We start from the raw sequence: 16,381 nt of genomic DNA, 5'->3' as shown, positions 1-16,381 counted from the left end.
TGCGGGGGCAAAAGGGAGGTCATTGTACACACCGACACAGGGGCTCACAAATTTGACGACGAACTGTCGTAAATCTATGTCGCATTTGTGAAAGGTTTAAAGCGATATGCTGTGCTAGTCAAAACATTTTTAATGTTGACCGCTACGACTCAAAGACTACTGTGACGCAGACACCACAAGGCACGCGGTCTGTAGAGACGGCGCGCACTCGTAGAATTTTGAGGTGCTTGGAGAGGCGGCCTGGGTAAGGCCGCCGAATCTTCAGCGAGTTGTTGCCAGTTCCTGTTGGACGCTGGCGACAGTACGAGGCCAAGGTTTACCAGCCTGAACCTTCGCTGGCAAGGCCTTGATGGCGGTAAGGGCTGCATCGCGGTTGGCGAAGTTACCGTAGGTGATGACGTAAAGCGGCTTGCCGTTGAGCACTTTCTTGAAATAACGGTACTCGCCGCCCTGCTCTTTCACGAAGTTTTGCGCGGACGCTTCGGAGCTGGTACCGAGGATTTGCACCACGTAATTACCCGGAGCCTGACCGGCGTACCAGGTGCCACCCGCGGCCTTGGCTACTGTCACCGGCTTTTCGGCAGGTTTGGCAGCGGCAGTGGCGGCAGGTTTGGCTGGCGCTGGAGCAGGCTTGGCAACAGGTGCCGGAGCGGGCTTGGCAGTTGCGATCTGAGTCGGAGCAGGCTTGGCCGCTGGCGTCGGCGCAGGGCCTGGCTGAATGCCAGCAGGCGGCGCCGTCGTGGTCACGGTCGGCGGTGTGGCGCTGGAGCCTTCTACCGGAACGCCATCGTCGCCTTCGGTGATGCCGCCGGCCGCTTCGGCCAGTGGACCGCGCATGACCGGTTGCGAGTTGCCGACCAGCGGCAATGGCATCGGTTGCGAGTTACCCGCGAATTCAACGGAAGGATTACCGCTGCTGTTGGTTTGTGGCGCGCCCTCGCCGAGCGGCAATTGCGCTTGCTCGTTGGCAGGAGCGCCTGTGGTTGGTGCTTTGCTGCGACCTGGCATCAACCAGGCGGCCGCTACCGCGACCACGACTACGGCGGAAATCGCCAATACGTGTTTCTTCGGCATAGTGAACCCCATACTTGGACGCTTGACCGCTGAGCGGCTGGCAATCATGGCTTCGATCATTGCATCGCGGGCAACCTGGTTGATGTTGCCAGGCCAACCGTCGGAGCTTTCATGAATATCAGAGATCTGATTCGCGGTGAAAAGTTCGATACCCCGACCCGCGCCTTCAAGCCGCTGGTCCAGATATTCACGGGTTTCTTCTTCGGTGTAAGGCTGCAACTCAATGACGTGAAAACGCTCTTCTTCGAGGCTCAACTCATCGAGCTGTGCAATGAGCGAAGACTCACCGAACAGAAACACATGCGGTCGACCTTCCGGTGCGCCAGCGGCCAGGGCCAGCAAGGCTTCCAGGGCGGATTCGTCTAGCTGCTCGGCGTCATCCACCAGCAGGTAGACTTCCTGCCCGGTGAGTGCCAGCTGAACCACCTGGGCCAGAATCGCATTGATTTCAGGCTGAGCGACGTTGAGCGCTTGAGCCACCTGCCGCAGCACTCCCGCTGCATCGCCGGCGCCACGGGCGGAAACCACCACGCTCTGCACTGACTGCTTGTTGGTGCTGGCCACCAGGGCCTGACGCAACAGGGTCTTGCCACTACCTTGCGGGCCGGTGACCACCAGCAGAAGCTGGCTGTAGCGGGCCAGGTGATGCAGTTGTCCCAGCACCGGTTTGCGCTGGGCCGGGAAGAATTTGAAGCCAGGCACCCGAGGAGCGAAAGGGTCGTGACTCAACTGGTAATGGCCGAGGAAAGCCTCGTCGGCGTGCAAACTAGTCATCGGGATCTTATTAACCTTTAAGCTGAGCCAGGGCGCGGTAATCCGCTCCCAGCGTGGCCTGTAAAACCTCTTTCGGATAATCGTCGGTCACCACCGCTTCGCCCATGTGGCGCAGCAGCACCAGGCGCAAACGACCGTCGATCACTTTCTTGTCAATTGCCATATGTTCGAGAAAATCAGCTTCAGTCATCTCTTCAGGCGGGATGACCGGCAGACCAGCACGCTGGAAAAGACGAATGCCGCGATCGCGCTCTTGCTCGCTGATCCAGCCCAGGCGAGCAGACATTTCCAATGCCATTACGGTGCCAGCAGCGACCGCTTCACCATGTAGCCAGACACCATAGCCCATATGGGTTTCGATGGCGTGGCCAAAGGTGTGGCCGAGATTCAACGTGGCACGAACACCCGTTTCCTTCTCGTCGGCACCGACTACTTCGGCTTTTGCCTCGCAGGAGCGCTGGATAGCGTAAGTCAGGGCGGTCTGATCCAGGGCACGCAGTCGATCGACGTTTTCTTCAAGCCAGGTCAGGAATGGCTCGTCGCAGATCAGCCCGTATTTGATGACTTCTGCCAGACCGGCGGAGAGTTCGCGCGCAGGCAGGGTGTTGAGCGAAGCGGTATCGATCAGGACAACGTTCGGCTGATAGAAAGCGCCGACCATGTTCTTGCCCAACGGATGGTTGATGCCGGTCTTGCCGCCCACCGAGGAGTCGACTTGCGACAACAGTGTGGTCGGGACCTGAATGAAATCGACACCGCGCTGATAGCAGGCGGCCGCAAAACCGGCCATGTCACCAATCACTCCTCCACCGAGGGCGATCACTGTGGTGCGACGGTCGTGCCGTGCGGTCAGCAGACCGTCGAAGATCAGTTGCAGGGTTTCCCAGGTCTTGAAGGCCTCGCCGTCGGGCAACACCACGGAAATCACCGAGAACTGCGCAAGGCTGCGGGTCAGACGCTCGAGATAGAGCGGCGCAACAGTCTCGTTGGAGATGATCGCTACTTGCCGTCCGCGAATATGCGGGGCCAGCAGCTCAGGCTGATCCAACAAACCTTCGCCAATATGAATCGGGTAGCTGCGCTCGCCTAGATCGACCTTGAGTGTCTGCATGTGTCCCCACAGTAAAGATGGAATCAGGCGTCCTGCCTTGAGTTTTCGAATGTCCACGGCCTCTGCTGGTGTGACGCCGTTCGGTAGCCATCCGCCACACACCTGAGCGGCCGTGACAGGACGCCGAGGATAGCGCATTTCGCGCCGCGCTTTAACGGGGAGGTAGCTGCTGCAAGCGCTCGAGAATATCGAGCACCACCATCCGCGGCGGCCGCTCATCGGTTTCCACCACGAGGTCGGCAATCTCCCGATAAAGCGGGTCGCGGATCGCCAGCAGATCCCGCAGGGTCTTGGCCGGATCAGCAGTGCGCAGCAAGGGTCGATTGCGTTCCCTAGCCGTGCGCCCTACCTGCTGCTCAACCGAGGCATGCAGATAGACCACCCGACCACCGGCGTGCAGTGCCCGACGATTGGCTTCGCGCATGACTGCGCCGCCGCCGGTCGCCAGCACCACGCCATCGCACGCGCACAGCTCGGCAATCATCGCCTGCTCGCGGTCACGAAAGCCCGGCTCGCCTTCCTTATCAAAAATCCATGGGATATTGGCGCCCGTGCGCAATTCAATTTCCTTATCGGAATCTTTGAACGGCAGGCGCAGCTCTTTGGCCAGCAACCGGCCGATGGTGCTTTTTCCAGCGCCCATCGGTCCTACAAGAATCAAATTTCGCACAGAATCAACGACTCACAGCAATCGCCTGGTTATTCATGATACGCGGAGTGAGAAACACCAACAGCTCGGATTTTTTCTCCGAAACCACGTCACGCCGGAAAAGGCGGCCAAGATACGGCACATCGCCAAGAAATGGCACCTTATCTACAACCTTGCTCTGAGTATTTGAGAAAACACCACCGATCACGATGGTCTCGCCGTCGTTAACCAGCACCTTGGCGTTGACTTCATTTTTCTTGATGGGCGGTACGTCCTGCACCTTGTTCAGGTAGTCCGGCTCGTCCTTGGTGACCTTGACCTCCATGATGATCCGGTTATCCGGCGTGATCTGCGGCGTCACTTCCAGTGACAGCGAGGCTTCCTTGAACGACACCGACGTCGCACCGCTGGAGCTGGCTTCCTGATAGGGAATTTCGGTGCCTTTGAGGATTTTGGCGGTTTCCTTGTCGGACGTGACAACCTTGGGTTGCGAAACGATTTCGCCGTTACCGGTTTTCTCCATCGCCGTGAGTTCAAGATCGAGCAAAACATTGTCGGTAATAAAGGCGATGCCGATACCCGAAGTATTAGCGGCGGCGCCCATGTCGACGAACGGAGAATTGGTGCTGGTGCTACCCGGTGTGCCGATGGTCGACGACGCATTGGCGCCGTTGTTGCTCACGCCGGAAGTGTTCCAGTTGCCCTTGTTCTGTACCGAACCGCCCCAGCGCACGCCCAGGCTTTTGTCGTAGTCGACGTTGGCTTCGACGATCCGCGCCTCGATCATTACCTGACGCACTGGAATATCGAGCTGCGCGACGATACGGCGCAGTTCGTCGAGTCGTTCCTGAGTCTGATAGGCAATGATGTTGTTGGTCCGCTCATCAACCGTGATCGAGCCCCGCTCGTCAATCTTGGCATCCGCACTGGTCACCGACTGGAACAACTTGGAGATATCGGCAGCCTTGGCGTAATTGACCTGCAACAGCTCGCGACGCAGAGGGGCCAACTCGGCGATCTGCTTCTGCGACTCCAGCTCCTGACGCTCGCGGGCAGCGATTTCATCGGCGGGCGCCACTAGCAGAACGTTACCGATCTTGCGTTTATCCAGCCCTTTGGTTTTCAGCACCAGGTCCAGCGCCTGATCCCACGGTACATTCTGCAAGCGCAGGGTAATACCGCCCTGTACCGTGTCACTGGCCACCAGATTGAGGTTGGTGAAATCGGCGATCAGTTGCAGCACCGAGCGCACATCGATGTCCTGGAAATTCAACGACAGCTTTTCACCGGTGTAGGCGAATCGCTCGGCATTACGCTTTTGCAGGTCGTCCACGGTCATCGGCCGGATGCTGACGGTCAGTTTGTTATCGGTCTGATAAGTCGAATAATCAAAGGCGCCGCTGGGTTCGATACTGATTGTGGCCCGATCGCCCGTGGCGCTGGCGTTGACGAACTGCACCGGCGTAGCGAAATCCTTGACGTCCAGGCGTACCCGCAACGGCTCGGGAAGCTGGGTTCGGGCGAAACCGAGGACGATCTTGCCGTCACGCTCCTGAATGTCCGGGGCGATGGACGGGTCGGAAAGATCGATGACGACATTGCCCTCGCCTTGCGTACCACGCTGGAAATCCACGCCACGGATAGCCTTGCCAACAGGTGCATAGGCTTTCGCGGGAGCCGGGGTCGGCGTAGCGGCACGCGGTGCGCTGGCTGCCGGTTTCGACGGCGCTTTAGTCGCCCCTTGCCCCACCACCACGAACAGATTATTGCCTTCGACTCGCGACGTGTAAGGCGTCAGCTGCGTCAAATTGATGATGAGTCGCGTACGGTCAGTGGTTTCCACCACTGTCGCACTACGGGCATTGCCGCCGCCCAGGTCACGGGTCTTGCTGGTCAGCTTATTGGTGACACCGGGCAAGTCCAGCGCGATCCGTGCGGGCGACTCAGTCGTATAACCTCGGGGTGCCGGGGGCGCGCTGTCGAACGACAGCTTCAACTCGACGCGGTCTCCCGGTAGAGCAGCCACATCGAGTGTCTTGAGATTGGCGGCTTGAACCATCGGCGAAAGCAGCGCTATCCATAGCGAAATACCGAAGGTTGAGAAAATCCTGTTCATTGTTCGAGTCCCACTATGAGTGCTCTTTCAAAGGGATGGTCCGGGGCCGTTCCAACCAGGCGCCTTCGCCATCGGGAACAATTTCGACCACATCGACTTGCGAGCCGCTGATGGCGACGATTCGCCCATCGTTACGTCCCAGATAATCGCCGACTTTCAACCGATGCACGCCGCCCGCCCCGCGCAACAGCGCGAAGGAGCCACCTGCATTGGATATCGTGCCGACCATTTCAAACTGCTCGATGTTGAAACCTTCGAGGTACTGCTTGACCCGAGCGGGGTCGGGTTTGACGTTACGCGATCCGTGCTTCTGGCCCGCCAGGTCGATTCTGACCTGGCGGGAAAACGGGCTGCGAAGATTGGCTGCGCTATAGGTAAACGTCGGATAGGACTGAAACGTGGGCGCGGGTTCAATCTTGCCGGGTGGTCGCAGACGAACTTCGTTCATGTAGGCATCGAGATCGCTGACGTCATCGCCTCCTCCACAACCCGCCAGGCAGAGCAGTACGGCAAACATTGATAAACAACGAATCGGGCTCATTTTTGCGGCCCTTTGTCGTTGTAGCGGTATGTCTTGGCCAGAATGCTCATGCGCAGCTTCGTTCCACCCTCTGGATTCGCCGGGGCAATGTCGAAGTCATGCAGCGTGACAATGCGTGGCAATCCCGCCACGCCACTGACGAATGTGGCCAGGTCGTGATAGGCGCCGGTGACGGTGATCTGGATCGGCAGTTCGATGTAGAACGGCTGAGTGACCTCCGGCAACAGTTTGATTTCTTCGAACTCCAGTCCGCTGCCGAGGCCCGTGCGCGTGATGTCCTCCAGCAACCCGGGGACTTCAGTGTCGCTGGGCAATTGCCGCAACAGCACGCCAAAGGAGTTTTCCATCTCCTTCATCTGCTGGGTGTACAGCTCAAGATTCGCCGCCATGCGGGCTTTGCTCGCGAACTGTTCCTTTAGCGTCGTCTCTTCTTCGCGTTTTGAGTCGAGCTGACTTTCCAGATCACTGAGGTAAAAGTTGTAACCCAGTGCCAGCACCAGAACCATCAGCAGGGCACCTGCAATCGCTTTGATAGCCGGTGGCCAGGAGCCCATGTTATTGGTGTCGAGGTCATTGATATCGATGTTACGTAAACCGGCAAACCATTCGGATGGACTCATTGGTCGCCCTCCACAACCGCCGGTTGAGTCTGACGAACCGTCAACTGAAAGACGTTCGCCTGGTCCAGCTGACCTGCAGTGTTCGCCTTGACCTCTGTGAGGCTGGGCGCATCGAACCAATCGGAGGCATCGAGATTACGCATCAAGTCCGACACGCGATTGTTGGATTCTGCCGCACCGGTGATAGACAAGGTCTTGCCGACCATTTTCACTTCGGTGAAATACACCCCGTCCGGCAACGTACGAGCCAGTTGATCAAATACTCGACCACTGATCGGCCGGTTCCCCTGCAGATCCTGAATGATGCGCATACGCTCGACCAATTGCTGGCGCCGAGCCTTGAGGTCACTGATCTGCTTGATGCGTTCGTCGACAATAGCGATCTGCTTGCTGATGTAGTCGTTACGCGCAAGTTGCCGGTCGATGGCGCGATTGATGACCTGATCCGCCAACAGCACTGCGCCGATAGAGCCCGCCAGCACAACGACAAGGCTCAACAGGAAGCGTTTGCGGCGTTGTTCTCGCAGCTCTTCACGCCATGGGAGTAGATTGATCCGCGCCATCAGTCGAAACTCCTGAGCGCCAGACCGCAAGCGATCATCAGTGCCGGCGCATCACCGGCCAGGGCACCGGCGTTGACCTTGCTGCTCAGGGTCATGTCGGAAAACGGGTTGGCAACCTGGGTGGGCGTGGCCAATCGCTGCTCGATCAATCGATCAAGGCCCGGCACCGATGCAGTCCCGCCGGCAAGCAGGATGTGATCGACCGAGTTGTACTGCCCGGAGGCGAAGAAAAACTGCAGTGAACGCGAAACCTGCTGCACCAGCGCATCACGAAACGGTTGCAATACCTCGCTGACGTAATCGTCCGGCAAACCGCCCTGCTTCTTCGCCAACCCTGCCTGCTCCAGGCTCATGCCGTAGCGACGCTGGATTTCTTCGGTCAGTTGACGGCCACCGAACAATTGCTCACGGGTGTAAATAATTCGTCCATTGCGCAGCACGCTGAGGGTCGTCATCGTCGCGCCAATGTCGACCACGGCCACGGTCAATTGCTCCTGGGAAGCAGCCAGGTGGCCTGTCAGCAGGCCGAAAGAACGTTCCAGCGCATAGGCTTCGACATCGACCACACGCGCCGTCAGCCCGGCCAGGGCCAGCGCCGCTTCACGCACTTCGACGTTTTCTTTGCGGCAAGCGGCCAGCAGGACAGTGACCCGCTCAGGATTGCGCGCGGAAACGCCCTGCACTTCAAAATCGATGGCGACTTCATCCAACGGATAGGGGATGTATTGATCTGCCTCGATCTTTAGCTGGTTCTCCATTTCGTCATCGGAGAGCCCGGCATCCATCTCGATCGTCTTGGTGATCACCGCTGAACCGGCGACCGCGACCGCAACATTCCTGAGGCTGGTTTTGGCCTTGACCAACACGCGAGACAATGCCTGCCCGACACCCTCGAGCTCAGCGATGTTTTTCTCGATTACAGCATTGGCAGGGAGAGGTTCGACAGCGTATGCCTCGACCCGATAGCGCTCACCTTGACGGCTTAACTCCAGAAGCTTCACTGACGTGGAGCTGATGTCGATCCCCAGAAGCGTGTTGGCCTTTTTATTGAAGAGTCCTAGCACTACCAATTCCCTATGACTATCCGTGAGTTACGGACTCTGTAATGTCCATTGCGTTCAACCCGCCCGTCTTGACAGCAAGCGCAAATGACGCCTCTGGCGGAAAAATGCTTATAATGCCCAGCGATTTTTTTCTGCTATTTACTTCAAGCTCGGGTGCGCTCCTGCTCAGTCAACCCTGATGCCTAATTCATTCTTTGCCCTGGATGTCCAAAAGCCTTGATTCGTCTGCTGAAATTTTTCGGTTGGTCCATCGTCGCCGTTTTCTGCGGACTGCTTCTGGGTCTGAGTGGCGCTTATCTTTACCTTAGTCCTGGATTGCCGTCTGTGGAGGCGCTGAGAAGTATTCAGTTGCAGATTCCTCTACGGGTATACAGCAGCGACGACAAGTTGATTGCAGAATTTGGTGAAATGCGCCGGACTCCGATCCGTTTCGCCGACATTCCGCCAAATTTCATTAATGCGTTACTAAGTGCTGAAGACGACAATTTCGCCAATCACTACGGCGTCGACCCTGGCAGCTTGATGCGTGCCGCGTCCCAGCTGGTTAAAAGCGGTCACATCCAGTCCGGCGGCAGCACCATCACCATGCAGGTGGCGAAGAACTTCTTCCTGACCAGCGAACGCAGCTTTTCACGTAAAACCACTGAAATTCTCCTGGCCTTGCAGATCGAACGGCAGCTGACCAAGGACGAAATCCTTGAGTTGTATGTCAACAAGATCTACCTCGGCAACCGTGCCTACGGTATCGAAGCCGCCGCTCAGGTTTACTACGGCAAGTCGATTCGTGACGTGAGCCTTGCGCAGATGGCGATGATCGCCGGCCTGCCGAAAGCCCCGTCGCGCTTCAACCCGCTGGCCAACCCGGCTCGCAGCAAAGAACGTCGCGACTGGATCCTCGGGCGCATGTACAAGCTGGGCAAGATCACCGAAGCCGACTACACCACCGCGATCAACGAGCCGCTGAACGCCAGCTACCACGTGCCGACCCCGGAAGTGAACGCACCCTACATCGCTGAAATGGCCCGTGCCGAAATGGTCGGCCGCTATGGCAGTGATGCCTACACCGAAGGCTTTCGCGTAACCACCACGATCCCAAGCAATCTGCAGGAAATGGCCAACACCGCCCTGCACGAAGGCCTGATGACCTATGATCAGCGTCACGGCTACCGTGGCCCTGAATCGCGCCTGCCGGGCAAGACTCGCGAAGCCTGGGCAACAGAACTGACCAAGCAACGCACCATCAGCAGCCTCGAGCCCGCCATCGTTACCCAGGTCGACAAGAACGGCCTGCAGGTGATGACGCGCACCGGTGACGAACACGTCAACTGGGACACAATGAAGTGGGCGCGCCCCTTCCTGAACACCAACAGCATGGGACCAAATCCCAAGCAACCGGCGGATGTTGCGCAGGTGGGCGACCTGATACGCGTGCAGCGCCAGCCGGACAATTCGCTGAAGTTCAGCCAAATCCCGCAGGCTCAAGGCGCATTGGTCTCCCTGGATCCACAGAACGGGGCCATCCGCTCGCTGGTCGGCGGTTTCGCCTTCGAACAAAGCAACTACAACCGTGCCCTGCAGGCCAAGCGTCAGCCAGGCTCGAGCTTTAAACCGTTCGTCTACAGCGCTGCACTGGACAATGGCTACACTGCCGCCAGCCTGGTGAACGACGCACCGATCGTGTTTGTCGACGAGTACCTGGACAAGGTCTGGCGTCCGAAGAACGACACCAATACGTTCCTCGGTCCGATCCGTCTGCGTGAAGCGCTGTACAAATCGCGCAACCTGGTTTCGATCCGTCTGGTACAGGCCTTGGGCGTCGATCGCACCATCGACTACATCAGCAAATTCGGCTTCAACAAGCAGGATCTGCCGCGCAACCTCTCCCTGGCGCTGGGCACCGCGACCCTGACACCGATGGAAATCGCCACGGGCTGGAGCACGTTTGCCAACGGCGGCTACAAAATCACGCCGTACATCATCGACAAGATTGAAAGCCGCAACGGCGATACGCTGTTTGTCGCCAACCCGCCGAGCGTTCCAAAGGGCAATGTCGCCAGTGACGGCATTGCCGCCGCTCCGGAGGCTAACGCATTCACGGTCAACGCGACGCCGGAAGACGCCTCAACTGCGCCACCAGCGACTCAAACACCTGCCGTGGCCGAGCGCATTGTCGATGGCCGCACCACTTACATCCTCAACAGCATGCTTGAGGACGTGATCAAGCTCGGTACCGGGCGTCGCGCACTGGCGTTGGGCCGTCCCGACATCGCGGGCAAGACAGGTACGACCAACGAATCCAAGGACGCCTGGTTCTCCGGCTACAACGCCGATTACGTCACGACCGTCTGGACCGGCTTCGACCAGCCTGAGAGCCTGGGTCGCAGGGAATTTGGTGGCACTGTGGCTCTGCCTATCTGGATGAACTACATGGCCGCGGCCCTCAAGGACAAGCCGCCGCACACACTGCCAGAGCCGGAAGGCATCCTGAGCCTGCGGGTAGACCCGGTCAGCGGCCGCGCGGCCCCTCCTGGCACGCCTGGCGCCTACTTCGAGCTGTTCAAGGCCGAAGATACGCCGCCTACGGCCAGCGAGCTGGGCAACGGCAGTGCGCCAGGCAGTCCGCTGCCAGCCGATGAAGCGGCACCGATCGATTTGTTCTGATCAGGTAGCGCAATGCGAAAAGCCCCGCCTTCGAAAGAAGAGCGGGGCTTTTTTTGCACCGATCATTCCCACGCTCTGCGCGGGAATGCAGCCGGGACGCTCCGCGCCCCATCCTAAGCCGAACGCAGAGCGTCCGTTGAGACATTCCCACGCAGAGCGTGGGAACGATCATCTACGGGAAATAAAAAGCCCCGACTCTCGCGAGCCGGGGCTTTTTTGCTTGAAGCGTTACAACAGCTTAGCCGTTGAACACATCATCCACGCTTTTCAACGGGTAGTTCTTCGGATACGGCAGGGTTGCAACACCGGTCTCGATGGCGGCTTTCGCCACGGCATCGGAGATCACGGTGATCAAACGTGCATCCATTGGTTTCGGGATGATGTACTCACGACCGAATTCCAGCTTGATGCCGCCGTAGGCGTCGCACACTTCCTGAGGTACTGGCAGTTTGGCCAGTTCACGCAGGGCGTTGGCAGCAGCCACTTTCATTTCTTCGTTGATGCGCTTGGCGCGAACGTCCAGGGCACCACGGAAGATGAACGGGAAGCCCAGTACGTTGTTGACCTGGTTCGGGTAGTCCGAACGGCCGGTGGCCATGATCACGTCGTTACGGGTGGCGTGAGCCAGTTCCGGGGAGATTTCCGGATCCGGGTTGGAGCACGCGAACACGATCGGGTTAGGCGCCATCGCCAGCAGGCCTTCAGCGCTCAGCAGGTTCGGGCCGGACAGGCCGACGAACACGTCAGCACCGGTCAGTGCGTCAGCCAGGGTGCGCTTCTCGGTCGCGTGAGCGAACACAGCCTTGTACTGGTTCAGGTCGTCACGGCCGGAGTGGATCACGCCGGTACGGTCAACCATGAAGATGTTTTCGATGTTGGCGCCCATGCTCACCAGCAATTTCATGCAGGAGATGGCAGCTGCACCGGCACCCAGGCAGACGATCTTGGCGTCAGACAGGGTTTTGCCAGCGATTTCCAGGGCGTTGATCATGCCGGCCGCGGTCACGATAGCGGTGCCGTGCTGGTCATCGTGGAATACCGGAATGTCGCACTGCTCGATCAAAGCGCGTTCGATCTCAAAGCACTCAGGTGCCTTGATGTCTTCCAGGTTGATGCCACCGAAGGTGATGGAGATACGCTTGACGGTGTCGATGAAGGCTTGCGGGCTTTCGGAGTCGACTTCGATGTCGAAAACGTCGATGCCGGCGAAGCGCTTGAACAGCACGCCTTTGCCTTCCATGACTGGCTTGGACGCCAATGGACCGAGGTTACCCAGACCAAGAATCGCGGTGCCATCGGAAATAACTGCAACCAGGTTGCCTTTACCGGTGTATTTGTAGGCCAGCTCAGGATCGCGAGCAATTTCGCGTACTGGTTCGGCTACGCCGGGGCTGTAAGCCAGCGACAGGTCGCGGGCGGTAGCGGTGGCCTTGGTGAGCTCGACGCTCAGCTTACCTGGACGAGGATGGGCATGATATTCGAGAGCGGCAGTTTTCAAATCAGACATGGGGGCATTCCGCTTTTACTGTTGGACAGACTGGTCAGCGAGGATACGCGCCTCGCAAAGTCCCCACAAGACTGACCAGTCACCCCTGTCAAGCGCCCGGCCCTACGACTTTGGGCCAAGAGCCGCGGAACACAAGGGGTGGACTGTTCACAATCCACTTAAAAAATGTCTACAATTTTTTCTTATGGAGTCGCCTGAAGCATGACGGGGTCAGTCAATGGCAACAACCAACGCGCCTGCCCTTCTTTCAACCCACCACGCCGCGAACGGTCGAGCACCCAGCCACGCGCCTCGATTTGCCTGCCTTTCAGTTTTTCCAGAGACGCCACATCGAACTGCTGCAGCAGATTGGGTGCAACACGCAATACAACCGAATCCTGCAACTCGATCCAGACTCCGCCACGATTACGCTGAACCTTGGTCACACGGCCGCTGACAACCGCAAACCCTGAAGTGTTGACTTGCTCAACTTTGAGGACCGGTGATTGGCGCCATATCCCCAGCCTGGCCTGACGTGCAATGCGCTCAGCCGCTTGCTGACACTTGGCCAGGTCGATATTCGGCGCCACAGCCACCTGGAAACCCAGACCTTCGGCAAGCATCTGCGCTTCCAGGTTGGCACCATCGGCGCCATAGAGATGGGCCAGGGTGCGGCCGTAGCGATCTTTGTTCTCTTTACCAGGAAGCAGACCGAGCTGTCCGTCGCTAGCGGCCACCAGGGATTCCAGGCGTTTGCGCGCTGCAACAGCGAACGGCTCGTCTGTTCGGCCCTTCTTGCCAAGCTCCGGCGTATTCAAACCGATCATGCGTACGCTGCGACCATCGCTGAGCCGCACTGTGTCGCCATCCACAACCCGCTGTACCGTGACGGACTTCAGGCCGCTTGGCGCCGGACAATAAGCCTGGGCAGCCGGGAACCAAATCGCGGACACAAAAAAGGCGCCCGCAAGGGACGCCTTTTTCAACAGCAAGGAAAAGCCCAAGGGGCTCTTCAACCTTACTCTGCAGCAGCTGGAGCTTTCTTGCCGAAAGCGCCGAAACGGTCTGCGAAGCGCTGTACACGGCCGCCAGTATCCAGAGTCTTCTGCTTACCGGTGTAGAACGGGTGGCACTCGTTGCATACGTCAGTACCCAGTGGCTTGCACAGGTTCGAACGAGTTTCGAACTTGTTGCCGCAGCTGCAAGTTACTTCGATGGTTTCGTATGCTGGATGGATATCGGCTTTCATGGTGTATTCCTCAGGCTAGTGTGCCGCCACTCAACACTATTGTTGAATACCGCACATAATTAGGCCGCGGATTCTACCAGACAATGCTAATCGCGCAAGCTGTCGCTTCTACCGACCGTCTGCTAGGCTCCCGCTCCTGATACCGTCCCTGCGGGAGCCACAGTCAGCTCTCTCAGGTCTTGCACCCTGCTGTTATTAGCTGCTTATCGAGAATCCTCCGCGTGCCCGACGCCATTTTGCGCCTCGCCCTGCCCTCGCCCCTGCGCCGCCTGTTCGACTACCGTGCTCCAGCCGGAGTCTTGCGCGCCCAGCTGCAACCAGGCATGCGTTTGCGGGTACCGTTCGGCCGTCGGGAGATGATAGGGATTCTGGTAGAGGTCACCGACACCAGCGAAGTGCCGGTGGAAAAACTCAAGCCGGCCATCGCTTTGCTCGACGCCACGCCGCCGCTGCCTCCAGCCTTGTTCAAGCTGTGCCTGTGGACCTCCCAGTATTACCAGCACAGCCTCGGCGACACCTTGAGCTGGGCGCTGCCGGTGCTGCTGCGCCAGGGTGAGTTGGCGGAAGCGCGCCAGGAGCGCTTCTGGTCCGCCGCGTCCGGCGCCAGCCTCGATGACCCGCGCATCGCCCGCGCCCCGCGCCAGCGTGAAGCGCTGGCGACCCTTGCCCAGCACCCCCACGGCGTCGCCCATCAATTGCTGAGCAAACTGATGCTGAGCAAAGACAGTCTGGATTTGCTGCTGGCCAAAGGCCTGGTGCAGGTGGAGATCCGCAAGCACGCCCCCGGTGCTCGGCATGAGCACTGGCTGGCTCAGCCAGAATTGCCCCTCAATCCCGAACAACGTGCGGCATACGAGGCCATTCGCGCCGGGTTCGACAGTTACCACGCCTTCCTGCTCGCCGGCGTGACAGGCAGCGGCAAGACAGAAGTCTATTTACAACTGATTCGCGAAACCCTCGAGGCGGGCAAACAGGCACTGGTACTGATTCCAGAGATCAACCTCGGCCCGCAAACGCTGGCGCGCTTTGAACAGCGATTCAATGCGCGCATTGCGCTGATCCACTCAGCCGTGAACGACCGCGAGCGCCTTGAAGCCTGGCTCGCCGCCCGCGATGGCGACGCCGACATCATTATCGGCACGCGTTCAGCACTGTTCACGCCGATGAAAAATCCCGGCCTGATCATCATCGACGAAGAGCACGACGGATCCTACAAACAGCAGGAAGGCCTGCGCTACCACGCCCGCGATCTGGCGCTGGTGCGCGCACGGCAGGAAAACATCCCGATCGTCCTCGGCTCGGCGACGCCGTCCCTGGAAAGCCTGCACAACGCCTACACCGGTCGATACGGGCTCCTGCGCCTGAACGAGCGAGCCGGCGGTGCCAAGCAGCCGCGTTTCCTGCGTCTGGACGTGAAAAGCCGTCCACTGGACAGCGGTATTTCCGGGCCGATGCAGCAGGCCATCGGCCAAACGCTTGCGGCGGGGCAACAAGTGCTGGTGTTCCTCAACCGCCGCGGATTTGCCCCGACACTGCTGTGTCACGATTGCGGCTGGATGTCCGAATGCCAGCGCTGTGATGCGCGAATGACCGTGCACCAGCGTTCCGGCGAGCTGCGCTGCCACCATTGCGGCTACGTTGAGCGTGTGCCCCGGCATTGTCCGAAGTGCGGCAAAGTCGACTTGCGGCCCGTGGGAGCCGGCACCGAGCGTGCCGAAGAGCGGCTGGCGATTCTGTTTCCGGACGTGCCGGTACTGCGGGTGGATCGCGATAGCACGTCGCGCAAAGACGCGATGAATCAATTGTTCGCAACCATCCAGAAGGGCCATCCCTGCATTCTGGTGGGCACGCAGATGCTTGCCAAAGGGCACCATTTCCCTCGGGTGACCCTGGTGTCGATCCTGGATGCCGATGGCGGGCTGTTCTCCGGCGATTTCCGCGCCAGTGAGCGCATGGCGCAACTGATTGTTCAGGTGGCTGGCCGCGCGGGCCGGGCTGAAGAGCCGGGACGAGTGATTATCCAGACGCACCTGGCCGATCATCCACTGCTGGTGCAACTGACCGAGCAGGGTTATTTCGCCTTTGCCGAACAGGCGCTCAGTGAGCGGCGCTCGGCAGGTTTGCCTCCATTTGCGCATTTGGCGCTGCTGCGGGCTGAAGCGCACAAGCCAGGACAGGCCGAGGGATTTCTCGATGAGGCGTGCAGCGAGGCCGAACGCTTGCTGGCCGAACAGAATCTGACCGGAATTGAGCTGCTTGGGCCAGTGCCGGCTCCCATGGAACGTCGGGCGGGGCGCTATCGCGCGCAGCTGCTGTTGCAGGCGACAGCGCGGGCGCCGCTGCATCGATTACTGAGCAGTTGGTTGCTGGTGTTGGAGCAGATGCCGAGCGGGCGGGCGGTGCGCTGGTCTCTGGATGTTGATCCCGTCGATCTGTATTGATACCTGTGGGCCTGACGCACCGCTTTTTGTCA

The 16,381-nt window shown here is 59.1% G+C and carries 13 protein-coding genes; 2 read left to right on the top strand and 11 right to left on the bottom strand.

Annotated features, from left to right (window positions below; translation table 11 throughout):
- Window positions 1-261 precede the first annotated feature (261 nt).
- The 8 genes from AC3ZVB_RS06590 to AC3ZVB_RS06555 all read right to left on the bottom strand — a co-directional run bounded on the left by AC3ZVB_RS06590 (window position 262) and on the right by AC3ZVB_RS06555 (window position 8,512).
- A complete protein-coding gene (locus tag AC3ZVB_RS06590; protein ID WP_194691665.1) occupies window positions 262-1,848 on the bottom strand; it encodes an AAA family ATPase in 1,587 nt (528 codons plus the stop codon).
- 10 nt (window positions 1,849-1,858) lie between these two features.
- Entirely contained in the window at window positions 1,859-2,959 is a 1,101-nt protein-coding gene (gene aroB, locus AC3ZVB_RS06585) for a 3-dehydroquinate synthase (protein ID WP_162440943.1), read from the bottom strand.
- Between the two features lie 151 nt (window positions 2,960-3,110).
- Window positions 3,111-3,629: a shikimate kinase AroK gene (aroK, locus tag AC3ZVB_RS06580; RefSeq protein ID WP_490146110.1), complete on the bottom strand. Its 519-nt coding sequence runs from the start codon at window positions 3,627-3,629 to the stop codon at window positions 3,111-3,113.
- A gap of 4 nt (window positions 3,630-3,633) precedes the next feature.
- Window positions 3,634-5,724 (bottom strand): type IV pilus secretin PilQ, encoded by a 2,091-nt coding sequence (locus AC3ZVB_RS06575; RefSeq protein ID WP_490146109.1) that lies wholly within the window; start codon window positions 5,722-5,724, stop codon window positions 3,634-3,636.
- Between the two features lie 13 nt (window positions 5,725-5,737).
- On the bottom strand, window positions 5,738-6,265 hold the full coding sequence (locus AC3ZVB_RS06570) for a pilus assembly protein PilP (RefSeq protein WP_162440937.1): 528 nt from the start codon (window positions 6,263-6,265) through the stop codon (window positions 5,738-5,740).
- Window positions 6,262-6,885, bottom strand: coding sequence for a type 4a pilus biogenesis protein PilO (gene pilO, locus AC3ZVB_RS06565; RefSeq protein WP_162440938.1), 624 nt, complete (start codon window positions 6,883-6,885; stop codon window positions 6,262-6,264). Before pilO ends, AC3ZVB_RS06570 begins: the two co-directional genes overlap by 4 nt.
- Window positions 6,882-7,448, bottom strand: coding sequence for a PilN domain-containing protein (locus tag AC3ZVB_RS06560; RefSeq protein ID WP_162440939.1), 567 nt, complete (start codon window positions 7,446-7,448; stop codon window positions 6,882-6,884). The genes pilO and AC3ZVB_RS06560 overlap by 4 nt, the downstream gene beginning before the upstream one ends.
- Complete coding sequence (locus AC3ZVB_RS06555; RefSeq protein ID WP_162440940.1) at window positions 7,448-8,512, bottom strand: pilus assembly protein PilM; 1,065 nt, start codon at window positions 8,510-8,512, stop codon at window positions 7,448-7,450. Before AC3ZVB_RS06555 ends, AC3ZVB_RS06560 begins: the two co-directional genes overlap by 1 nt.
- 219 nt (window positions 8,513-8,731) lie before the next feature.
- Between AC3ZVB_RS06555 and AC3ZVB_RS06550 the strand changes: the two genes are divergently transcribed.
- Complete coding sequence (locus tag AC3ZVB_RS06550; protein WP_490146239.1) at window positions 8,732-11,173, top strand: penicillin-binding protein 1A; 2,442 nt, start codon at window positions 8,732-8,734, stop codon at window positions 11,171-11,173.
- Between the two features lie 238 nt (window positions 11,174-11,411).
- Here the strand turns inward: AC3ZVB_RS06550 and AC3ZVB_RS06545 are convergent, their stop codons facing one another.
- The 3 genes from AC3ZVB_RS06545 to rpmE all read right to left on the bottom strand — a co-directional run bounded on the left by AC3ZVB_RS06545 (window position 11,412) and on the right by rpmE (window position 13,908).
- Window positions 11,412-12,680: a malic enzyme-like NAD(P)-binding protein gene (locus AC3ZVB_RS06545; RefSeq protein ID WP_162440942.1), complete on the bottom strand. Its 1,269-nt coding sequence runs from the start codon at window positions 12,678-12,680 to the stop codon at window positions 11,412-11,414.
- Between the two features lie 182 nt (window positions 12,681-12,862).
- Window positions 12,863-13,651 (bottom strand): thermonuclease family protein, encoded by a 789-nt coding sequence (locus AC3ZVB_RS06540; RefSeq protein WP_162440944.1) that lies wholly within the window; start codon window positions 13,649-13,651, stop codon window positions 12,863-12,865.
- A 26-nt stretch (window positions 13,652-13,677) separates the two neighbouring features.
- Window positions 13,678-13,908 carry a 50S ribosomal protein L31 gene (gene rpmE, locus AC3ZVB_RS06535; RefSeq protein ID WP_008080648.1) on the bottom strand — a complete coding sequence of 77 codons (231 nt, stop codon included), beginning with the start codon at window positions 13,906-13,908 and terminating at the stop codon, window positions 13,678-13,680.
- Window positions 13,909-14,129: 221 nt separating this feature from the next.
- On the opposite strand from rpmE, the gene AC3ZVB_RS06530 reads away from it, so the two are divergent.
- Window positions 14,130-16,349 (top strand): primosomal protein N', encoded by a 2,220-nt coding sequence (locus AC3ZVB_RS06530; protein ID WP_490146108.1) that lies wholly within the window; start codon window positions 14,130-14,132, stop codon window positions 16,347-16,349.
- Window positions 16,350-16,381: the final 32 nt, after the last annotated feature.

It is taken from the genome of Pseudomonas sp. MDV22-iso1 (assembly GCF_058145095.1).
Note: the sequence above shows the minus strand (reverse complement) of the source record. Positions and strands in the feature narration are given on the sequence as shown.